Raw genomic sequence first — 16946 nt, forward strand, 5'->3', positions numbered from 1 at the left:
AAATTTAAATCATGCCATCAGTTTCAGTCATTATTCCTGCCTACAATGCCCGCTCGACGATAAAGAAAACTTTAGAGTCAGTATTCGCTCAGACTCACTCAGATTTTGAAATTATTGTCATCAACGATGGCTCAACCGATGATACCTTAAAAATTTGCCAGGAAATTCCCGATCGCCGCCTAAAAATATTTTCCTACGAAAATGCCGGTCAAGCCGTCAGCCGCAATCGCGGAATCGAACGCGCTAGCGGCGACTATATCGCCTTTCTCGACGCTGACGATCTGTGGACAAAAAATAAACTCGAAACTCAACTCCAAACCTTACAAAATAATCCTGAAGCTGCCGTCGTTTATAGCTGGACGGATTATATTGATGAAAATGACAACTTTTTACAATCAGGAAGACATATTAACGTCGAAGGCAATGTTTATGACAAACTTTTAATTAATAATTTCATAGAAAATGGCTCTAATGTTTTAATCCGACAACAGGCATTACAAGAAGTCGGAGGATTTGAACCCTCTTTACCGCCCGCAGAAGATTGGGATTTGTGGTTGCGTTTAGCTCGACAGTATCATTTTGCCGTCGTGCCAGAACCTCAAATTTTGTATCGAGTTTCTGCGACTTCTTCTTCGGCTAATTTAACTCGACAAGAAATGCAGACTTTACGAGTTATCGATCGCGCCTTTGCTGCCGCCCCACCTTCTTACCAATCCCTCAAAAAACGCAGCCTCGCCAACCTCTATAAATATTTAGCCTGGAAAGCCTTAGATGCAGCCGCGATCTCCAAAGCTTCTTGGGAGCCACTGCGCTTAACCTTAAACTATATCAAATACGAACCCGAACTCCCTAAAGAAGCAAAGTTTGCCGCGATTATGCTCGTTAAAAGCGCGATCGCGGGTTTCATCTCGCCCGAGCAGCTTAAACGATTATTAGCTAAGCGAAATAAAACTTAAATAGCTGCTAGGAAAAGCTCAATTTCTGACCGACAATAAAGGGTAAAATTAAGCCATTGAGCGGCTAACCCCATCAACGTTGACTCGGAATCTAGAAATAGATTAAGCAGCTATGACGAACAATTCCTTAAACATCCGACCGATGCAGCCAAAAGACTTACAGCTTGCGCTCGATTGGGCAGCAGCAGAAGGTTGGAATCCTGGACTGCACGATGCCATCGCCTTCTATGCAAGCGATCGCGCCGGGTTCCTCGTCGGAGAAGTTAATGGCGAAGCGATCGCTTGTATCTCTGCGGTTTGTTACGATCGCACTTTCGCTTTTATCGGACTGTATATCGTAAAACCAGAATGGCGAGGGCGGGGATACGGAAAACAAATTTGGCAAGCTGCTTGGCAGCAGTTAGCCCAAAGATTGGATGTAGGGCAACGCAGCATCGGTTTAGACAGCGTGGTAGAAAGGGAAAGCACCTACGCGAAAAGTGGTTTTAACTCAGCTTATCGGCATATTCGTTTTATGGGCGAAACTGCCAATTATCGAACCATTCCAACCGAGGTTATTCCCCTCGCAGATGTCCCTTTTGAAGAAGTCCTGCGTTACGATTCCGAACTGTTTCCGGCTAGCCGTCCTCAGTTTCTCCAACCTTGGATCGCCATCGAAGGTGGGGCGGCTTATGGCGTGTTAGAGAATGGAATATTGAAAGGTTACGGCGTACTTCGTCCCTGCACTCGCGGCTACAAAATCGGCCCTTTGTTTGCCGATAATCGCGAAATTGCTGAATGTATTTTTCGAGCCTTAAACGCTTGCGCTAGTCCGCAACCCATATTCCTGGACATCCCCGATATTAATCCCGCTATGACTTTTCTAACTCGGAAATATGAGTTGCAGCCCGTCTTTACTTGTATCCGTATGTACTGCGGTAGAACGCCTACGGTTGATGTCGATCGCATCTTTGGCGTTACCACCTTGGAACTCGGTTAGTGAAGTCGCTCGAGTTTATCTTTATAAACTGACTATAGAGCCGAAATTACTTGCACGACTTCATCATCTTTAATTTTTATTCTAAAGGCAGCATTTTTAACAAATTTTCTCAAGTTATCAATGCCAATTTAGACTCACTTTTTAAAGCGCAATTATTCTCGTACCCATAAGCCTTTATCTTGCATAAGTTACGAAAACTTAAAAATCCCCCAGAAATTTGCGATGGCTGATTGAAAAAATCTTTAACCTATGCTATAGTAACTTGCTAAATCATATCGAGTCAGCCTAATCGAAGCTTCCCCGAATTGGGAAGTAAGAGCGGAGGAACCATTTTTGGGGCGTATTTCAGACTTCTTCGGGAGTCGAAAGGGACATCTCTCAGTCCTAGCCCGTCAGCTAACTCCGCAGGCATTGAGTGAAGACTGAAGAGGCAAAATCTTAAATTGACCCTCATCAGGATTCCGGGTTTCTATTACTCGGTTTTTTGAACCGATTCGTAACAAAGAGGGCATTTAAATAATGATGAACTTATCCGCGATCGCGATTGCGGGGCAAGCTGCATGGAAACGGCTTAAGCCCGTCGTGCTGAAAGATACCGTTTTGCTTCCCGCACTAGGATTTATTGGTTTGATTGCATTGTGGTGGGCGATCGCGCTTTTCCGAAGCGACATGATGCCCACGCCCGCCGAAGCACTCCTCAAAAATCTCGACTATATCTTAAACCCCTTCTATCAACGCGGACCGGGAGATTTAGGAATCGGCTGGCTATTACTGGCGAGTTTGCGACGCGTAAGTTTAGGATTTTTGCTCGGTGCTGTTGTTGCCCTTCCCGTCGGATTTTTAATCGGAATGTCTCGCACCGCCCTATTAATCATCAATCCGATTATTCAACTTCTCAAACCCGTTTCCCCCCTCGCTTGGTTGCCGATCGCGCTGGCTATCTTTAACCTCGCCGAACCCTCCGCAATTTTTGTCATTTTCATCACCTCCCTGTGGTCTACCATCATTAACACCGCCTTGGGCGTTTCCAGAGTGCCAAAAGACTATCTAGAAGTGTCTCAAATGCTCGAAATGTCCAACTGGAGACGAATTACAAAAATCATTTTGCCCGCCAGTTTGCCCTATATTTTTACGGGTTTGCGCATCAGCTTAGGCATCGCTTGGTTAGTGATTGTAGCCGTCGAAATGCTCACCGGAGGACTCGGAATCGGCTTTTTTGTTTGGGATGAATGGAATCGCTTAAACGTTAGTTCCGTTTTCCTCGCCGTCTTCGTCATCGGCTTAACCGGCTTAATTCTCGACTATCTCCTTGCCCTCCTACAAGGCTGGGTTACTCATCGCCCCGTTCGTTCCTAAACCCAGAGGTTAGCGTCAAAAATGAATCAGAAAAATTGGACTCGACGCGAGGCATTACTCGGGTTGGGATCGATCGCGGGTGCAATGGCTTTCTCTTCGTGCGCCCCGAGTACCAACCGCGCCCCGCAAAAGTTAAGCGAAGAAGCCCTAGCGATCGAACCCGCGATCGACCCAAAAACCCTCGAAAAACCCGATCTTAAAATTGGCTACGTTCCCGTTAATGACTGCGCTCCCTTTGCTGTAGCTTGGAGCAAAGGCTTCTTTCGCAAGTATGGATTAAACGTCACCCTCAGTCGCGAAGCCAGTTGGGCCAACTCCCGCGACGGCTTGATTTTCGGACGACTCGATGCCTCGCCCGTCGTCTCCGGGGCCGTAACCAACGCCCGTACCGGCGCAGAAGGAGCGCGCCACGCCCCGTTATGCGCCGCCATGACCATTCATCGCCACGGCAATGCAATGACGATGAATCGCGAGATGTGGGATGCAGGCTTGCGTCCCTTGCAGGAATACAACGGCGACTTAGAACGATTCGGTGGAGAATTGCGCGCCTTCTTTGAAAAAAGACCCCTAGACCAACGCATTTGGGCGGTCGTTCTCAGTTCCTCCATTTACGAATATTTCGTCCGCTACCTCGCAGCTTCAATGGGAATCAACCCGACCAAAGAGTTTCGGATTGTCATCATTCCCCCGCCCCAAATGGTGAACAATATGCGAATTGGGTCAATGCAGGCTTATATGGTGGCCGAACCGTGGAACACTCGAGCCATTAGCGGCAATGAAGGAGTCGGCTTTACCTTCGCTCAAGGCCGACAAATTTGGGAAGGACATCCCGATCGCGTTTTAGCCGTTCGCGAATCTTTCATTGACAACAACCCGAAAACTTATCGTTCCTTAGTTAAAGCCATCATCGAAGCTTGCCAATATTGCAGCAAGCCCGAAAATCGCGAAGAAGTCGCAAAATTGATTACCGATCGCGCTTTTACCGGAGCAAAACCAAAAAAACCGGGCGCGCCCATTGATAAATTTACCCGACCGGGGATCGTCGGCGACTATAACTACGGCGGTTTTGACGGTCGGGAACGCCTCATTAAAACCCCCGAAACGACGTTATTCTTCGACTTGCCGCCTCACTTAGCCACCGTTCCCGGCGACCATTCCACCTTTCTGTGGCAGTCGCAAAGCTTGTGGTTGATGACGCAATCGGTTCGGTGGGGACAACTCCCGGAATTTCCTAAAAATGCCGAAGAAATCGCCCGCAAAGCCTGGAGAACCGACTTGTATCGGGAGATTGCCACAGAAATGGGAATTCAATGTCCCCAAGAAGATTACAAGCTCGAACCGGCCGAACGATTTATCGATCGCAAAGCCTTCGATCCCAGCAATCCCGTCGGCTACCTCAACAGTTTTGAAATTCGAGCCAATGCGCCTCGTTCTTTTTTCCTCTCTTAAATGTTGTCAATCGATCGTTCAAACCCTATCCGTAAAACCGCACGTCGAACTAATCCAGAGTTTTATGAATTCCAACTTTCTCGTCGTTCAAGACTTAATCAAATCATACCCCCAGCCCGATGGCAGTCAATCTGTTATTCTCAATGGCATTAATTTAACCATAGGAGAAAAAGAATATATTTCCGTCATCGGTCACTCCGGCTGCGGAAAATCTACCCTGCTGAGGATTATTGCCGGTCTAGAAAAACCAACATCGGGATTAGTAACGCTCGACGGTAAAGAAATTCGCAAGCCCGGTTCCGAGCGCATGATGGTGTTTCAAAATTATGCGCTCCTCCCTTGGCTGACCGTGAGAGAGAATATTCGCTTAGCCGTCGATGAAGTTCTTACCCAAGCTAGTCGAAGTGAAAAAGTTAGTTCGGTTAACGAGCATTTAGAAATGGTGAACTTAACCAATGCTGCCGATAAGTATCCCGACGAAATATCGGGGGGGATGAAGCAGCGGGTTGGGATTGCGCGCGCACTCATTACTCGTCCTAAAATGTTACTGATGGACGAACCCTTCGGCGCTCTCGATGCTTTAACGAAAGGTAAATTACAAGTTCAAGTTCTTGAAATTTGGGAAAATAACCGACAAGCCGTTATGATGATTACTCACGATGTCGATGAAGCCATTCTTATGTCCGATCGCGTAGTTCTTATGACGAGCGGACCGAAAGCCGCGATCGGTCAAATTCTAGAAGTCTCTTTTCCTCGTCCGCGCGATCGTCACGAACTGCGGGACTCTCGGGAATATTACGAACTTCGCAATCAAGCTTTAGATTTTCTAGAGCAACATCAATAGCATAATATCGAGAGTGAAAGTCGCTTCAAAAAATTTAAAAATTGACACGGCACTTTCGGAAATCAAGGAAGATTGGTATAGTTCCATTGAGTTCTATCTAGAACCGCTCTTGCGATTTGGAGAAATTGATGGAGAATATTCAGTCAGTTATTGCAGCATCCACCTTTATCGCCGTTATTGTTGCCATTACTTTTGAATGGTTGCATTTAACGGTAGCCGCCTTCCTCGGTGCATTAATTCTTATTTTTGCCCGCGTGATGACCTTAAATGATGCCGTGGGTTATATCAGCCAAAGTCACGGGACTTTAGGCTTATTTTTTGGCGTAATGGTTCTCGTGAGAGCTTTTGAGCCGACTAAAGTCTTTGATTACCTTGCCACGCAAATGATTCTGCTAGCGCGCGGAGAAGGCAAACTCTTACTGTTGGGAATTGTTGGCATTACGACACCCATTTGTGCGGTCTTGCCAAACGCAACCACGGTCATGTTACTCGCGCCTTTAATTCCCCCCATCGCTGAGGATTTAGGGATCGATTTTGTACCGCTGTTAATCTTAATGGTGTTCGTGGCGAATAGTTCCGGGTTGTTAACAATTGTCGGCGATCCCGCGACTTATATTGTCGGCGATTCGATTAACTTAAGCTTTACCGATTATCTCCTGCGTCTGAGTTTAGGCGGCGCGATTGCCGTTCTTACAATTCTAGTGCTGCTGCCGATCCTCTTTCGCAAAACATGGAACCAAAAATTTGAAAATCTCGATAAACTTCCCCGCCCTAAAATCAATCATCCCCGCACCCTCACTCTCGGTATTTTTATCGTCGCCTTCGTCCTCGTTTTCTTTGTCATTGGCGAATCCCTCCCCGTACCGATTCCACCCGCTGCGGTCGCCCTCCTCGGTGCAGCCCTCGCTTTACTCCTCGCCCAACAAACTAAAATTGATACGGTCAGTAATATCCTGCGCGATCTCGATTGGAGTACGCTCCTATTTTTTATGTCCATCTTTGTTATCATTGGCGGACTCGAAAAAACCGGAGTCGTCAACAGCATTTCCGGTATATTAGCGACGATTTTAGGGAAAAATATTGCTCTCGGTGCAATTTTGCTGCTGTTCCTCGTTGGTTTCCTCTCCAGCGTCGTCCCCAATATTCCCCTCGTCGTCGCAATGGTTCCCCTACTCAAACAATACCTCGTCAACGTCGGTTTGGTCGGCGCGGAAGTCCTCGATCCTAATTATGCCGGACAGTTCCCCCCGGAAGTGCTGCCGCTCTTTTATGCCATGATGTACGGAGCGACATTAGGAGGAAATGGAACTTTAGTGGGTGCATCTTCTAATATTGTGGCAGCGGGCGTTGCCGAACAGCACGGCAAAGCTATATCCTTTCATGCCTTTCTGCGTTACGGAATTCCAGTTATGCTCGCGCAACTTGTCGCTGCTGCTCTGTTTGTCACCGTGCGCTTTTTAATTTAATTAACCCTCTCTATCTTCTCTCAAAATGCACCTCAAATTTTCCCAAGATATTGAATCTCTCTTACAACGTTTGACTCACAACCCTTTAACTGTTGAGGAAATTGTTGAAGAAACAGAAGAACGCGGCTTCAGTTTGTTAATCTCCCTTTTAGTTATTCCTTTTCTGTTTCCGATGCCGCCGGGACTCTCGAGTATCTTAGGTTCGGGTGCTTTTTTAATCGCCTTGCAAATGGCTTTGGGGCAGAATAAACCTTGGTTGCCAAAGCGGATTTCCCGATTTCAGTTTCCTAACGTTTTGATCGGAACGCTGCTGCAAAATATAGGGCGCGTCACTCGCGCGCTAGAAAAAATAACTCGTCCCCGCTGGCCGAATATCGCGAAAAGTCGCTACGTCTGGCGAATTAACGGTTTATTTTTAGCTTGGTTGGCGGTGCTATTAATGTTGCCGATTCCCTTTACCAATCCCTTGCCCGCTGTGCCGATGTTGCTGTTAGCAGCAGCAACCCTGGAGATGGATGGTTTGTTGATGGGAGTTTGCTATGTTCTGAGCGCTTTTGTGACGGCATTTTTTGGCTTTCTTGGCTATGCTCTTTGGCGCGCGCCAGAGTTACTTCCTGCTCAATTTTTGAGTTAAGCGAGAGTCGATTTCTTTTTCTCGATTAACGCTTTCGCTACTTTGTCGATTCGCCTCCCCTGAAAAACAATGACTGACAAAAATTCATCCTTACAGCTTGGAAACTCTCCCGGAGAAGAGGAAGAAGATTTATTTGACTACTTCATCGAACGTCCGGGAAGTTTGCCGGGGACTTTAGTAATCGAGCAAAATGCAAAACCATCCCAGATTGTTTTAATCGATTATTCGACCGAGAAAGCCGTGCGAGTGAAAAATTTAACCCCAGACGAATGCGCGACGTATTTAGATACGGAGTCGGTGTCTTGGGTGGATGTCGTGGGTTTGGGGAGTGAAGAAACGCTCACAAAATTGGGTCGGGTTTTTAAGCTGCATCCGCTGGTGCTAGAAGATGTGGTTAACGTTCCCCAACGTCCTAAAATTGAAATTTATGACGATCAAGTTGTTGCGATCGCGCAGATGGCCCTCCTTAAAGAAAATCGAGCGGGGTTTTTCCTCGAACAAGTGAGCTTTGTACTAGGAGAACATTACTTATTAACGGTGCAAGAAGAACCAGAACGCGATGCTTTCGATCCGGTTCGCGATCGCATTCGTTACGGCAAAGGAAAAATTCGCTCATTGGCTGCCGACTACTTACTCTACACGCTTTGGGATGCCATTATCGAAGGATATTTTCCCATTCTTGAAGCGTATGGAGAAAGCATCGAAGAACTCGAAGATGAAGTCGTTCTCAATCCCACTCGCAACACTCTCACAAAAATATACAATGTCAAGCGAGAATTACTAGCCTTGCGTCGCGCAATTTGGCCGCAAAGAGATGCAATTAATTCGTTGCTGCGCGATGAAACGTCGCTGATAAGTTCGGAAGTGCGAATTTATTTGCGCGATTGTTACGATCGCGCGGTACAAATTATCGATATGCTCGAAACTTACCGAGAATTGGCTGCGGGTTTGATGGATGTCTATCTTTCTGCTGTCGGCAACAAGATGAACGAAGTGATGAAGACCTTAACCGTGATCTCGACCATCTTTATTCCTTTAACATTTATTGCGGGCATTTACGGGATGAACTTTAATACGCAAGTTTCCCCCTATAATATGCCGGAATTAAATTGGTATCTTGGATACCCCCTATGTTTGGCTGCTATGCTCTTGACTACGGGCGGTTTCACGCTTTATTTCTGGCGGCGAGGCTGGTTTGAAAGTTCTGCGATTCACCCTCGAAAATAGTGATTTAACAGCATAGGTTTTAGGGTCAACCCGCCCCTACAATACTGATAACGGAAAGGGCAGGTTTTCATTTCGGGTCAACCCGCCCCTACAAGTTCGGGTTAACTCATCACTAAATAACTGTGTCTACCTTCTCGCAAATTAATCGCTTTTTATTCGGAAAACCGCTACCCACCAGCGCCCATGCAGAAGAGAGATTGGGCAACTTCGCTGCCCTGGCTATTCTCGCTTCCGACGCACTTTCCTCTGTCGCTTATGCCACTGAAGAAATTCTACTGGTTTTAGCCGTTGCGGGAACTGGAGCGTTAGGGCTTTCCCTTCCCCTTGCAGGCGCGATCGCGCTACTCTTAGGTATCGTCATCCTCTCCTACAGTCAAACCCTGCGCGCCTATCCCAAAGGCGGCGGTTCCTACATCGTCGCGCGCGAAAACCTCGGACTGTATCCGGGACTGATTGCCGCCGCTTCCCTCCTCATCGACTACATTCTCACCGTCACCGTCAGCGTCTCCGCCGGGATTGCCGCCCTCACCTCCGCCATTCCCGCCCTGCACTCCTTTACCGTGCCGCTGTGTATCGGCGCGATCGCGCTGTTAACGATCGCTAATTTGCGCGGCGTGCGCGAAGCAGGCAAAATCTTTATGCTGCCGACCTACAGCTTCATCTTCAGCATCTTCCTGCTGATTATCCTAGGACTCTATAAACAAGCCACCGGAGGCATTCCTGCCCCTCCCGCCGCCGCACCCCTCCAAGCTACTTCCGGTTCCCTCGGAATCTTCCTGATTCTGCGCGCTTTTTCGGCAGGATGTACAGCCCTAACGGGTGTTGAAGCCATCTCCGACGGCGTACTCGTGTTCAAACCGCCCGAATGGAAAAATGCCCGTCGCACCCTCTTTTACCTCGGCAGCATCCTCTGCCTGATGTTCCTCGGCATTACTTACCTCGTCCATTCCTACCATCTCGTCCCTGTTGAAAAAGAAACCCTCGTCTCCGTTTTAGGGCGAGAAATTTTTGGCAACGGCTTACTCTACTATTTCCTACAAGTTTCCACCTTATTCATCCTTCTGTTGGCTGCGAATACCAGCTTTGCCGACTTTCCGAGGCTTTGCTACTTTGTCGCCCGCGATGGCTACCTCCCCCGGCAACTCGCCTTGCTGGGCGATCGCTTGGTGTATAGTAACGGGATTCGCCTCCTCAGCATCGCCGCCGCCATTCTCGTCGTTGTTTTCAAAGGACAAGTTAACGCCCTCATTCCCCTCTATGCGGTCGGCGTATTCACCTCCTTCACCCTTTCCCAAGCGGGAATGGTGCGCCATTGGTTTAAATTGCGCGAGAAAGGATGGCAATTGAGTGGTTTTATCAACGGTTTGGGCGCAATGACAACGCTTCTAGTTCTCGCGGTTATCGTCGCGACTAAATTCCGTTTAGGGGCGTGGATGGTGGTGGTTGCGATTCCCTTACTCGTTTGCTTCTTCGTTTCCATTCACCGCCACTATCGCATAGTTGCCTCAAAGTTGGAGATAAACAGCATAAAACCGATACCGCGCCCGCCGCGCCTGCCGGTAGATGCCGTCGGAACGCATCCTGCCATTGTTTTAGTCGGACAACTCCATCTAGGAACCCTCCAAGCCCTCGATTACGCCCGCACCATTGCCGATGAAATTGTTGCCGTCCACATCGATACAGGCAGTACCAACCGTGCCGCCCTCGAACAAAAATGGCAAGAGCTAGAATCGGATATTCCTTTAGTTATTCTAGACTCTCCCTATCGTTCGATTGTTACGCCGCTCATCGAATTCGTGCAATATTTTGAGACGCGACATTCCGGCATCTTTTCGACGATTATTATTCCCGTTTTTGTTACTCGCAATTGGTGGGAAGAAATCTTGCACAATCAAACCGCATTTTTTGTTCGCGCGGCTTTGCGCGTTAAAGGCAGTCGCGTGGTGACAACGGTTCGATATTATCTCTGAAGAAACCTGTATCATTCGGATAACAGCCCTGAATTCTGGCAAAGTTTGCCTCAATCAATACTATACTATCGAAAAATTAGGAAGGTTAATCATGTCATTAGCGATCGCCGTTTCAGATGCCAACTTTGAGCAAGAAGTCCTCAAAAGCGAACTGCCTGTATTAGTTGACTTTTGGGCTCCTTGGTGCGGCCCCTGTCGGATGGTGGGGCCAATTGTAGAAGAGGTGGCAGAACAATATGCCGGACAAATTAAGGTGGTGAAATTGGACACAGATCAAAATCCCAATACTCCTAGCCAATATGGAATTCGCAGCCTTCCTACCCTAATTGTATTTAAGGACGGCGAGCGGGTTGATACAGTAGTGGGAGCGGTACCGAAATCCACTCTATCTACAACTTTGGAAAAGTATTTGTAAGCCCATAACTCAACATCTCGCTAAGAGTGGACGTTTGAGAGATAGATGTCTTAAACGTCCGCTCGCGACCGGGGAAAATAACCGGCGAAGGGCTGACTTTTAGATGTGTAAAAAGACAGCGCTAGCCGCCTAAAGTTTGCTACTCTAGTTGCTGAAGCTAGCTGCCAAATGGCAGCAATGAGTTCTGGTAAAGTCCGCCTCAATCAATCGGAAAAATTAGGAAGGTTAATCATGTCATTAGTATTTGCCGTTTCAGATTTCAGCTTTGATGGAGAAGTTCTCAAAAGCGACCAGCCTGTATTAGTTAACTTTTTTGCCCCTTGGTCTGCCCCCAGTCTGGAGGTGGGGAAAATTGTGGAAGAGTTGTCAGTAAAATATGTCGAACGAATCAAAGTGGTGAAATTAGACGTAGATCAAAATCTCGATACTCCTAGCCGATATAGAATTCACACTCTTCCCGCCATAATGGTATTTAAGCGGGGCAAGGAGGTGGCTCGATTAGAGAAAATAATAGAAAAAAGCAATATAGAGCAAACTTTGGAAACGTTATCTTTAAGCCCATAACTCAACATCTAAATCGGCAGATGTGGGCTAAATTGACAACTCGGTTTACCCCCCGGAATTCACGCTGCGGCACGAGTCGCAGTCGAGGCGAACGCTCCTTTGAAATTCAACCTCTTACTCTGAATTGGAGCAATCCTGCCCTTGCAAGTTGGCTCTACGAACGAAGAATCCCCATACCTAAAGGCTGGGGAGAGTCAATCTACTGACTTGCTTGATAGTGAGTGCAGTCCTCCTCGCTTTCAATTAATTTCTTTGTTATTGTTCGCTGGGCTTGCTGGGCGAGGCATTATAGAGCGCGTCCAAGCGAGCGCGCGCATCTTCAACACTTTCAGAACGAACCACCAGAAGCGGTTCGTTAATGGGGTTACCGCGTTCGTCTAAGAGTTCGGGATGGGGAACCGTTCTGTGCTGGGAGGAGAAGGGGCTTGGGGAGGAGTAGCGGCGCTGAGACTCGACGCTTAAGGTAATTAAACTGCGAATTAAATTCCCGATCGCGAAAAAGGCAATAACCGTAAAGGCCAAAATGTAAAGTAAATGTAACATTGCGAGGATTCCTTTGGACGAACTGGTGAATATTTAGGATTTAATACAAGTTCTAGAAAAAGCTGACACTGATGTGCAGGTCGATCGCGTTTAACCCGATTCTCAAAGATTATCAGAAGTCCCCTCAATCTTGCCAGAAAATTCTTCAACAAGAAAGAGTTGCGGCTCTGTTGGCGGCTGCCTCTCAGTCGCGATTTTGCTCCTTAGAAGAGCGCCAGCGCATCGCTACGCGCCAACATTGACCGAGCAAATTGTGCCACGGCATTAAGGTTGCCACTTCAATTCCAGCATTGCCATCCATTCCTCGAAACAGGAGTTGAGCAGCGCTGACCTCCTGTTGGGCTGTCTTAATCCGTGCGAGCAGATCGGCTTGTTCTTCCGACGAAAGAAAATCTATCTTCTCAGATTCTAACAAAGTTCGCGATCGCGCAAACCAATACTGAAAATCCTCCAACAGCGGACCTAACACCGTTCCCAACAATTCTTTTTCCGGCGACTCATTTGAAGACACGATAAATCTCACCCAATCTCGATATTTCCTTGTAGTCCGGCAACTTGCCGAATAACTTTGAGTGTAGCGGGTTCAATAGCCAGCGAGCAACATTCGACTTCGAGGCAGGTGAGGGGGGACGGGGTGACGGGGTGAGGGGGGAATGGTGAATTATGAATGATGAGTGATGAATTATGAATGGTGAGTGGTGAGTGATGAATTATGAGGGCGGACGGGGGGACGGGGAGAAGAATTTGACCTCCAGTTTTAAGCTTGTCAATGTACTAGCAATTAACGGTAGTCCTTGGCGCGTTCGTAGGCGGCGATAACGGCGGGGCGCTCTTTGATAGCGTTAAACCAGCGTTGTAGGTTGGGAAACTCTTCGAGGTTTTGGCGCTGTTTCTCGTGGGGGACAATCCAAGGGTAACAAGCCATATCCGCGATTGAATAGTCCCCGGCAAGATAATCGCGTCCTTGCAATTGCTTGTCGAGTACGCCGTAGAGTCGATGGGTTTCGTTGACGTAGCGGGTAATGGCGTAAGGGATTTGTTCGGGCGCGTACTGAACGAAGTGATGGTTCTGTCCCGCCATTGGTCCCAATCCGCCTACTTGCCAGAATAACCATTCCATTACCGTTTTCCGCCCGCGCGCGTCTTGGGGGAGAAAAGAGCCGGTTTTTTCAGCAAGGTAAAGTAGAATTGCACCGGACTCAAAAATTGAAATTGGTTCGCCGCCATCGGTCGGATTGGGGTCTACAATCGCTGGCATTCGGTTGTTAGGCGAGATTTTTAGGAAATCCGGTTTGAACTGGTCTCCTGCTCGAATATCGACTGGGAAAATGCGATATTCGAGTCCTGCTTCTTCGAGGAAAATCGCGATCTTGTGACCGTTAGGTGTGGGCCAGTAGTAGAGTTCGAGCATCGTTTTTAATTCGTAATTCGTAATTCGTAGTTCGTAGTTCGTAATTCGTAATTCGTAATTCGTAATTTACGTCTGATGTGAATTATCCAAAAGCATTAACTGCCCTCACCCCCGGCCCCTCTCCCAACCCTGGGAGAGGGGAGAAAGAACAGTAAAATGGGATTTTCGGCTTCTAATGCACATTAGGCGTAATTTATCATTCATCACTCATCATACATAATTACCCCATTCATTATTCATTATTAATTATTCATTATTCATTTTTCCATCCATCGGTCGAGGCGCTGAGAGAGTTGATGGAGGGTTTCGGAGAGTTCGGGGGAAAGGTCGAGGGGAATGCTGCCCGAGCGGAGGTTAAGATCTCGTTGGGGGAAGGGAATTTCGATCGCGCGATCGCGGAAATGACGTTCGATGAGAAAATAGAGGTCGCTTTTGATGCGAAATTGCTGAGTTGGCTCGCGAATCCATACCAACAGTTGAAATTGGAGGGCGCTATCGCCAAATGCTTTAAAGAAGACTATCGGCGCGGGTTGGGAGAGAACTTCAGAATGCTCCTTAGCGGCGGCGAGGAGAATTTCGCGCACGGTTTCGACAGGGGAACCGTAAGCAACACCAACCGGAATTTTGAGGCGAGAAATGGGACTGCGATGCGTCCAGTTAATCACCTCCGATTCGAGAAAGCGGGAGTTCGGAACGATGACAGAAACGCGATCGAGGGTAACAATGGTGGTACTGCGAGCGTTAATATGTTCCACCGTACCCATTAATTCCCCCACTTCAATAAAATCGCCAATTTGAATCGGACGCTCGAAAATAAGGGCAAGTCCGCTGATAAATTCTTTAGCAATTCCTTGCAATCCTAAGCCGACTCCCACGCCCAATACGCCCGCAAAAACGTTAAGAGAACTGAGTTCTAAACCCCACAGTTGAATAACAACAATCGTGCCGATAAAAATCGTCAAATATTGACTGATGCTGGCGATGGTTTCTTGGGCGGCGCGGCTGAGTCCGGTTAAACTGAGAACGCGAACGCGCAAGATTTGGCGGAAGTTGCTTGCCCCCAGAATCAACAAGCCGATTAACCCCAATAAACGCAGCAGATCTAAAATTGAAAATGATTTGTTCCCTAAAGGGAATAAATCGGAAGTGAGGGCCACCCCGAGGGTATCGATAAGGGTGCGGCTAAACTGTCGGGTTTGGGGGAAGAGGCGGGTGATGTAGAAGAAGAGGGCTAGCGCGATCGCGATGCGAAGAACGGCAAGTAAAATGCGGGCAATTAAGGCTAAAATATTCTTGTCGCTGCGATCGGCAGTGCTGGGACTATTCCCTTGGGATTCGCCTCGCCGCAACATCAGAAAATTTTGCCAGCGCTGCCAAAGCTGCCCTAACAATAGGCTAAGCAAACTCCCCGCCACCGCAGCAATAACAGCCCGAAGAACTGCACCATTGAAATACTCCGGCGTTCGTTCGTAGCGCGCGCGTTCCAGCGCTTTATCAATAGTTCGCGCCCATTCCCCTGCCCTCGCTTGTAAATCGCCACCATCGGGAATATCGGCGGAGGTGATAGAAAGGAGGTAGGTATCGTTGACTTTGATAACGGGGATTTCTCCCACTCGTTCGAGGGTGACGACGGGTGCTTCGTCTCGGGCAACGACGCGGGCGAGAGATTGATTGATTTCCGTCGCCCGCTGTTGTGCGGTGAAGTTTCCCGATTCCGTCACATTGAAAAGTACATTTCCATCCAAGATAATCGGTGCTGTCCTCGCTTGGGCGAAGGCGGGTAGAGGATTTGAGGCGATTGCCAGAATAAGGGCTATCGTACTGAGGAGAAGACCGATGAGTCTCATGCGAGGCGGAAAGAGGGAACAGGTTACAGGTTACAGGTTACAGCAGAAGCGTGCGTTCTTTCTCAGCAGGCTAAAGCACCTCTACTTTGCGTCCTTTTACAGGTTATAGGTTACAGTAGAAACGGGCGAACAATCGCGCTCACCCGGCGTAAAAACTTTTGCACCATTAAGTGGCGTTTAAGTGTTGGTATTCTTATTCTCCAATACTGAGTTTTCGCAACGCAATTTTTTTGCCAATGCTTTCAATGCAGAGTTGTAAAGAACGCATCAGTTCTGAGTTTTCCCGATAATCAGCAGGGGCGAGGTTAGCAACCTTTTGATGGGGGGTGATTTGAGCGTGATGTTCCCATTCTTCGGGGCGGTGATGGGACTTGTAAATGCCAAGCGCAAAGCCGTTGTATTCATTCATCACCGCGAAACAAGGCACGTCAGAAGTCCCATCCCCGACATAGATTGCTTGGTCGAGGGGGACGTGCAAATTTTCAGCAGAGAAGTCGCGATAGTTGTAGATTAAATCTTTATCTTCGGTGCGGTCGATTCCTTGAGAAATGTTGAAGAGATAGCGCGTTTTTTCGACATGAGTCATCTGCTGTTTGATAAAATCGATCTCTCCAGCCGAATTATAGGAAAACTCGCACCCCCACATCCGTTTGAAGTTTGGTGCGATTCGATTATTGCGGGCAAGTTCGACAAAGCCGCCTGTAATGAGGTAAAATTCTATTTCTAACTCGGTGTCGATGCGAGCGGCACAATCTCGCAAGCGCTCGAACATTTCAGGGATGCCATCAATGGGCTTCAGGTTTTGTCCGACTTCGGCTAACTTTTCTCGCGTAATTCTTTCTTTTTCTGGGCGTTGCTGAGAGATTTTTGTTAAGCAATACGCGCTAGCTAAATACTTTTCCCAGTCGTTATCGAGCAAAGGTTGCATTTTTTGGCGATCGAATTCCTCTTTGTCGATCGCAAATCGCGTTAAAATGGCATCGAAACTATCCTGCGGAATTAGCGTTTCGTCAAAGTCGAAGGCAATCGCGATCCGATTGCGGAAGGGGAAAGTCGAGCGATCGGTCATGACGAAATACTTAAAGTAACTTCAATCCCTTATTTTACCATTTTTTGGTCAACGAACCCTTAGCATTTTTTGTTTGCGTGAGTACACTGCGCGGGCGAATGCCATTCGCCCCTACCCATCTAATTTCAATTTTTATACCTCTCATTAGAAAATTGAAGCAAGAAAGAAAAACATTATGAAATATCCCATTATTATTTATCCTTGCGATGAGGTGGC

16 protein-coding genes and 1 riboswitch are annotated in these 16946 nt (G+C 47.7%); of the genes, 11 read left to right on the plus strand and 5 right to left on the minus strand.

Annotated elements, in window-relative coordinates:
• The first annotated feature begins 11 nt into the window (after positions 1-11).
• The 11 genes from H6G50_RS18175 (at position 12) to H6G50_RS18225 (ending at position 11860) form a co-directional block, all read left to right on the plus strand.
• The gene (locus tag H6G50_RS18175) at positions 12-956 is read left to right on the plus strand and encodes a glycosyltransferase (protein ID WP_190719360.1); all 945 of its coding nucleotides are present in this window, start codon (positions 12-14) and stop codon (positions 954-956) included.
• Positions 957-1068: 112 nt separating this feature from the next.
• Positions 1069-1935: a GNAT family N-acetyltransferase gene (locus tag H6G50_RS18180; protein WP_190719362.1), complete on the plus strand. Its 867-nt coding sequence runs from the start codon at positions 1069-1071 to the stop codon at positions 1933-1935.
• Between the two features lie 272 nt (positions 1936-2207).
• Positions 2208-2361, plus strand: a riboswitch (cyclic di-AMP (ydaO/yuaA leader).
• Positions 2362-2454: 93 nt separating this feature from the next.
• Positions 2455-3291: a nitrate ABC transporter permease gene (ntrB, locus tag H6G50_RS18185; RefSeq protein ID WP_199303203.1), complete on the plus strand. Its 837-nt coding sequence runs from the start codon at positions 2455-2457 to the stop codon at positions 3289-3291.
• Between the two features lie 21 nt (positions 3292-3312).
• Entirely contained in the window at positions 3313-4740 is a 1428-nt protein-coding gene (locus H6G50_RS18190; protein WP_190719364.1) for a CmpA/NrtA family ABC transporter substrate-binding protein, read from the plus strand.
• Between the two features lie 64 nt (positions 4741-4804).
• Complete coding sequence (locus H6G50_RS18195) at positions 4805-5584, plus strand: nitrate ABC transporter ATP-binding protein (RefSeq protein ID WP_190719367.1); 780 nt, start codon at positions 4805-4807, stop codon at positions 5582-5584.
• A gap of 128 nt (positions 5585-5712) precedes the next feature.
• Positions 5713-7050, plus strand: a complete 1338-nt coding sequence (locus tag H6G50_RS18200) for an ArsB/NhaD family transporter (RefSeq protein ID WP_190719371.1) — start codon at positions 5713-5715, stop codon at positions 7048-7050.
• Positions 7051-7075: 25 nt separating this feature from the next.
• On the plus strand, positions 7076-7684 hold the full coding sequence (locus H6G50_RS18205) for an exopolysaccharide biosynthesis protein (RefSeq protein WP_190719373.1): 609 nt from the start codon (positions 7076-7078) through the stop codon (positions 7682-7684).
• Between the two features lie 69 nt (positions 7685-7753).
• A complete protein-coding gene (corA, locus tag H6G50_RS18210) occupies positions 7754-8911 on the plus strand; it encodes a magnesium/cobalt transporter CorA (RefSeq protein ID WP_190719376.1) in 1158 nt (385 codons plus the stop codon).
• A gap of 122 nt (positions 8912-9033) precedes the next feature.
• Positions 9034-10881 (plus strand): amino acid permease, encoded by a 1848-nt coding sequence (locus H6G50_RS18215; RefSeq protein WP_190719379.1) that lies wholly within the window; start codon positions 9034-9036, stop codon positions 10879-10881.
• Between the two features lie 91 nt (positions 10882-10972).
• On the plus strand, positions 10973-11296 hold the full coding sequence (gene trxA / locus H6G50_RS18220; RefSeq protein WP_190719382.1) for a thioredoxin: 324 nt from the start codon (positions 10973-10975) through the stop codon (positions 11294-11296).
• 168 nt (positions 11297-11464) lie between these two features.
• Positions 11465-11860 (plus strand): thioredoxin domain-containing protein, encoded by a 396-nt coding sequence (locus H6G50_RS18225; protein WP_190719385.1) that lies wholly within the window; start codon positions 11465-11467, stop codon positions 11858-11860.
• 255 nt (positions 11861-12115) lie between these two features.
• Here the strand turns inward: H6G50_RS18225 and H6G50_RS18230 are convergent, their stop codons facing one another.
• The 5 genes from H6G50_RS18230 to H6G50_RS18250 form a co-directional block, all read right to left on the minus strand.
• On the minus strand, positions 12116-12403 hold the full coding sequence (locus H6G50_RS18230) for a DUF2973 domain-containing protein (protein WP_190719388.1): 288 nt from the start codon (positions 12401-12403) through the stop codon (positions 12116-12118).
• Positions 12404-12587: 184 nt separating this feature from the next.
• Positions 12588-12914, minus strand: coding sequence for a DUF2605 family protein (locus H6G50_RS18235; protein ID WP_190719391.1), 327 nt, complete (start codon positions 12912-12914; stop codon positions 12588-12590).
• A 270-nt stretch (positions 12915-13184) separates the two neighbouring features.
• Positions 13185-13814: a glutathione binding-like protein gene (locus tag H6G50_RS18240; RefSeq protein WP_190719394.1), complete on the minus strand. Its 630-nt coding sequence runs from the start codon at positions 13812-13814 to the stop codon at positions 13185-13187.
• Positions 13815-14071: 257 nt separating this feature from the next.
• Complete coding sequence (locus H6G50_RS18245) at positions 14072-15661, minus strand: mechanosensitive ion channel domain-containing protein (RefSeq protein WP_190719397.1); 1590 nt, start codon at positions 15659-15661, stop codon at positions 14072-14074.
• Between the two features lie 193 nt (positions 15662-15854).
• On the minus strand, positions 15855-16730 hold the full coding sequence (locus tag H6G50_RS18250; protein WP_190719399.1) for an HAD family hydrolase: 876 nt from the start codon (positions 16728-16730) through the stop codon (positions 15855-15857).
• Positions 16731-16946: the final 216 nt, after the last annotated feature.

This window comes from Oscillatoria sp. FACHB-1406 (genome assembly GCF_014698145.1).
In the GTDB taxonomy this organism is placed as follows: Bacteria; Cyanobacteriota; Cyanobacteriia; order Cyanobacteriales; family Spirulinaceae; genus FACHB-1406.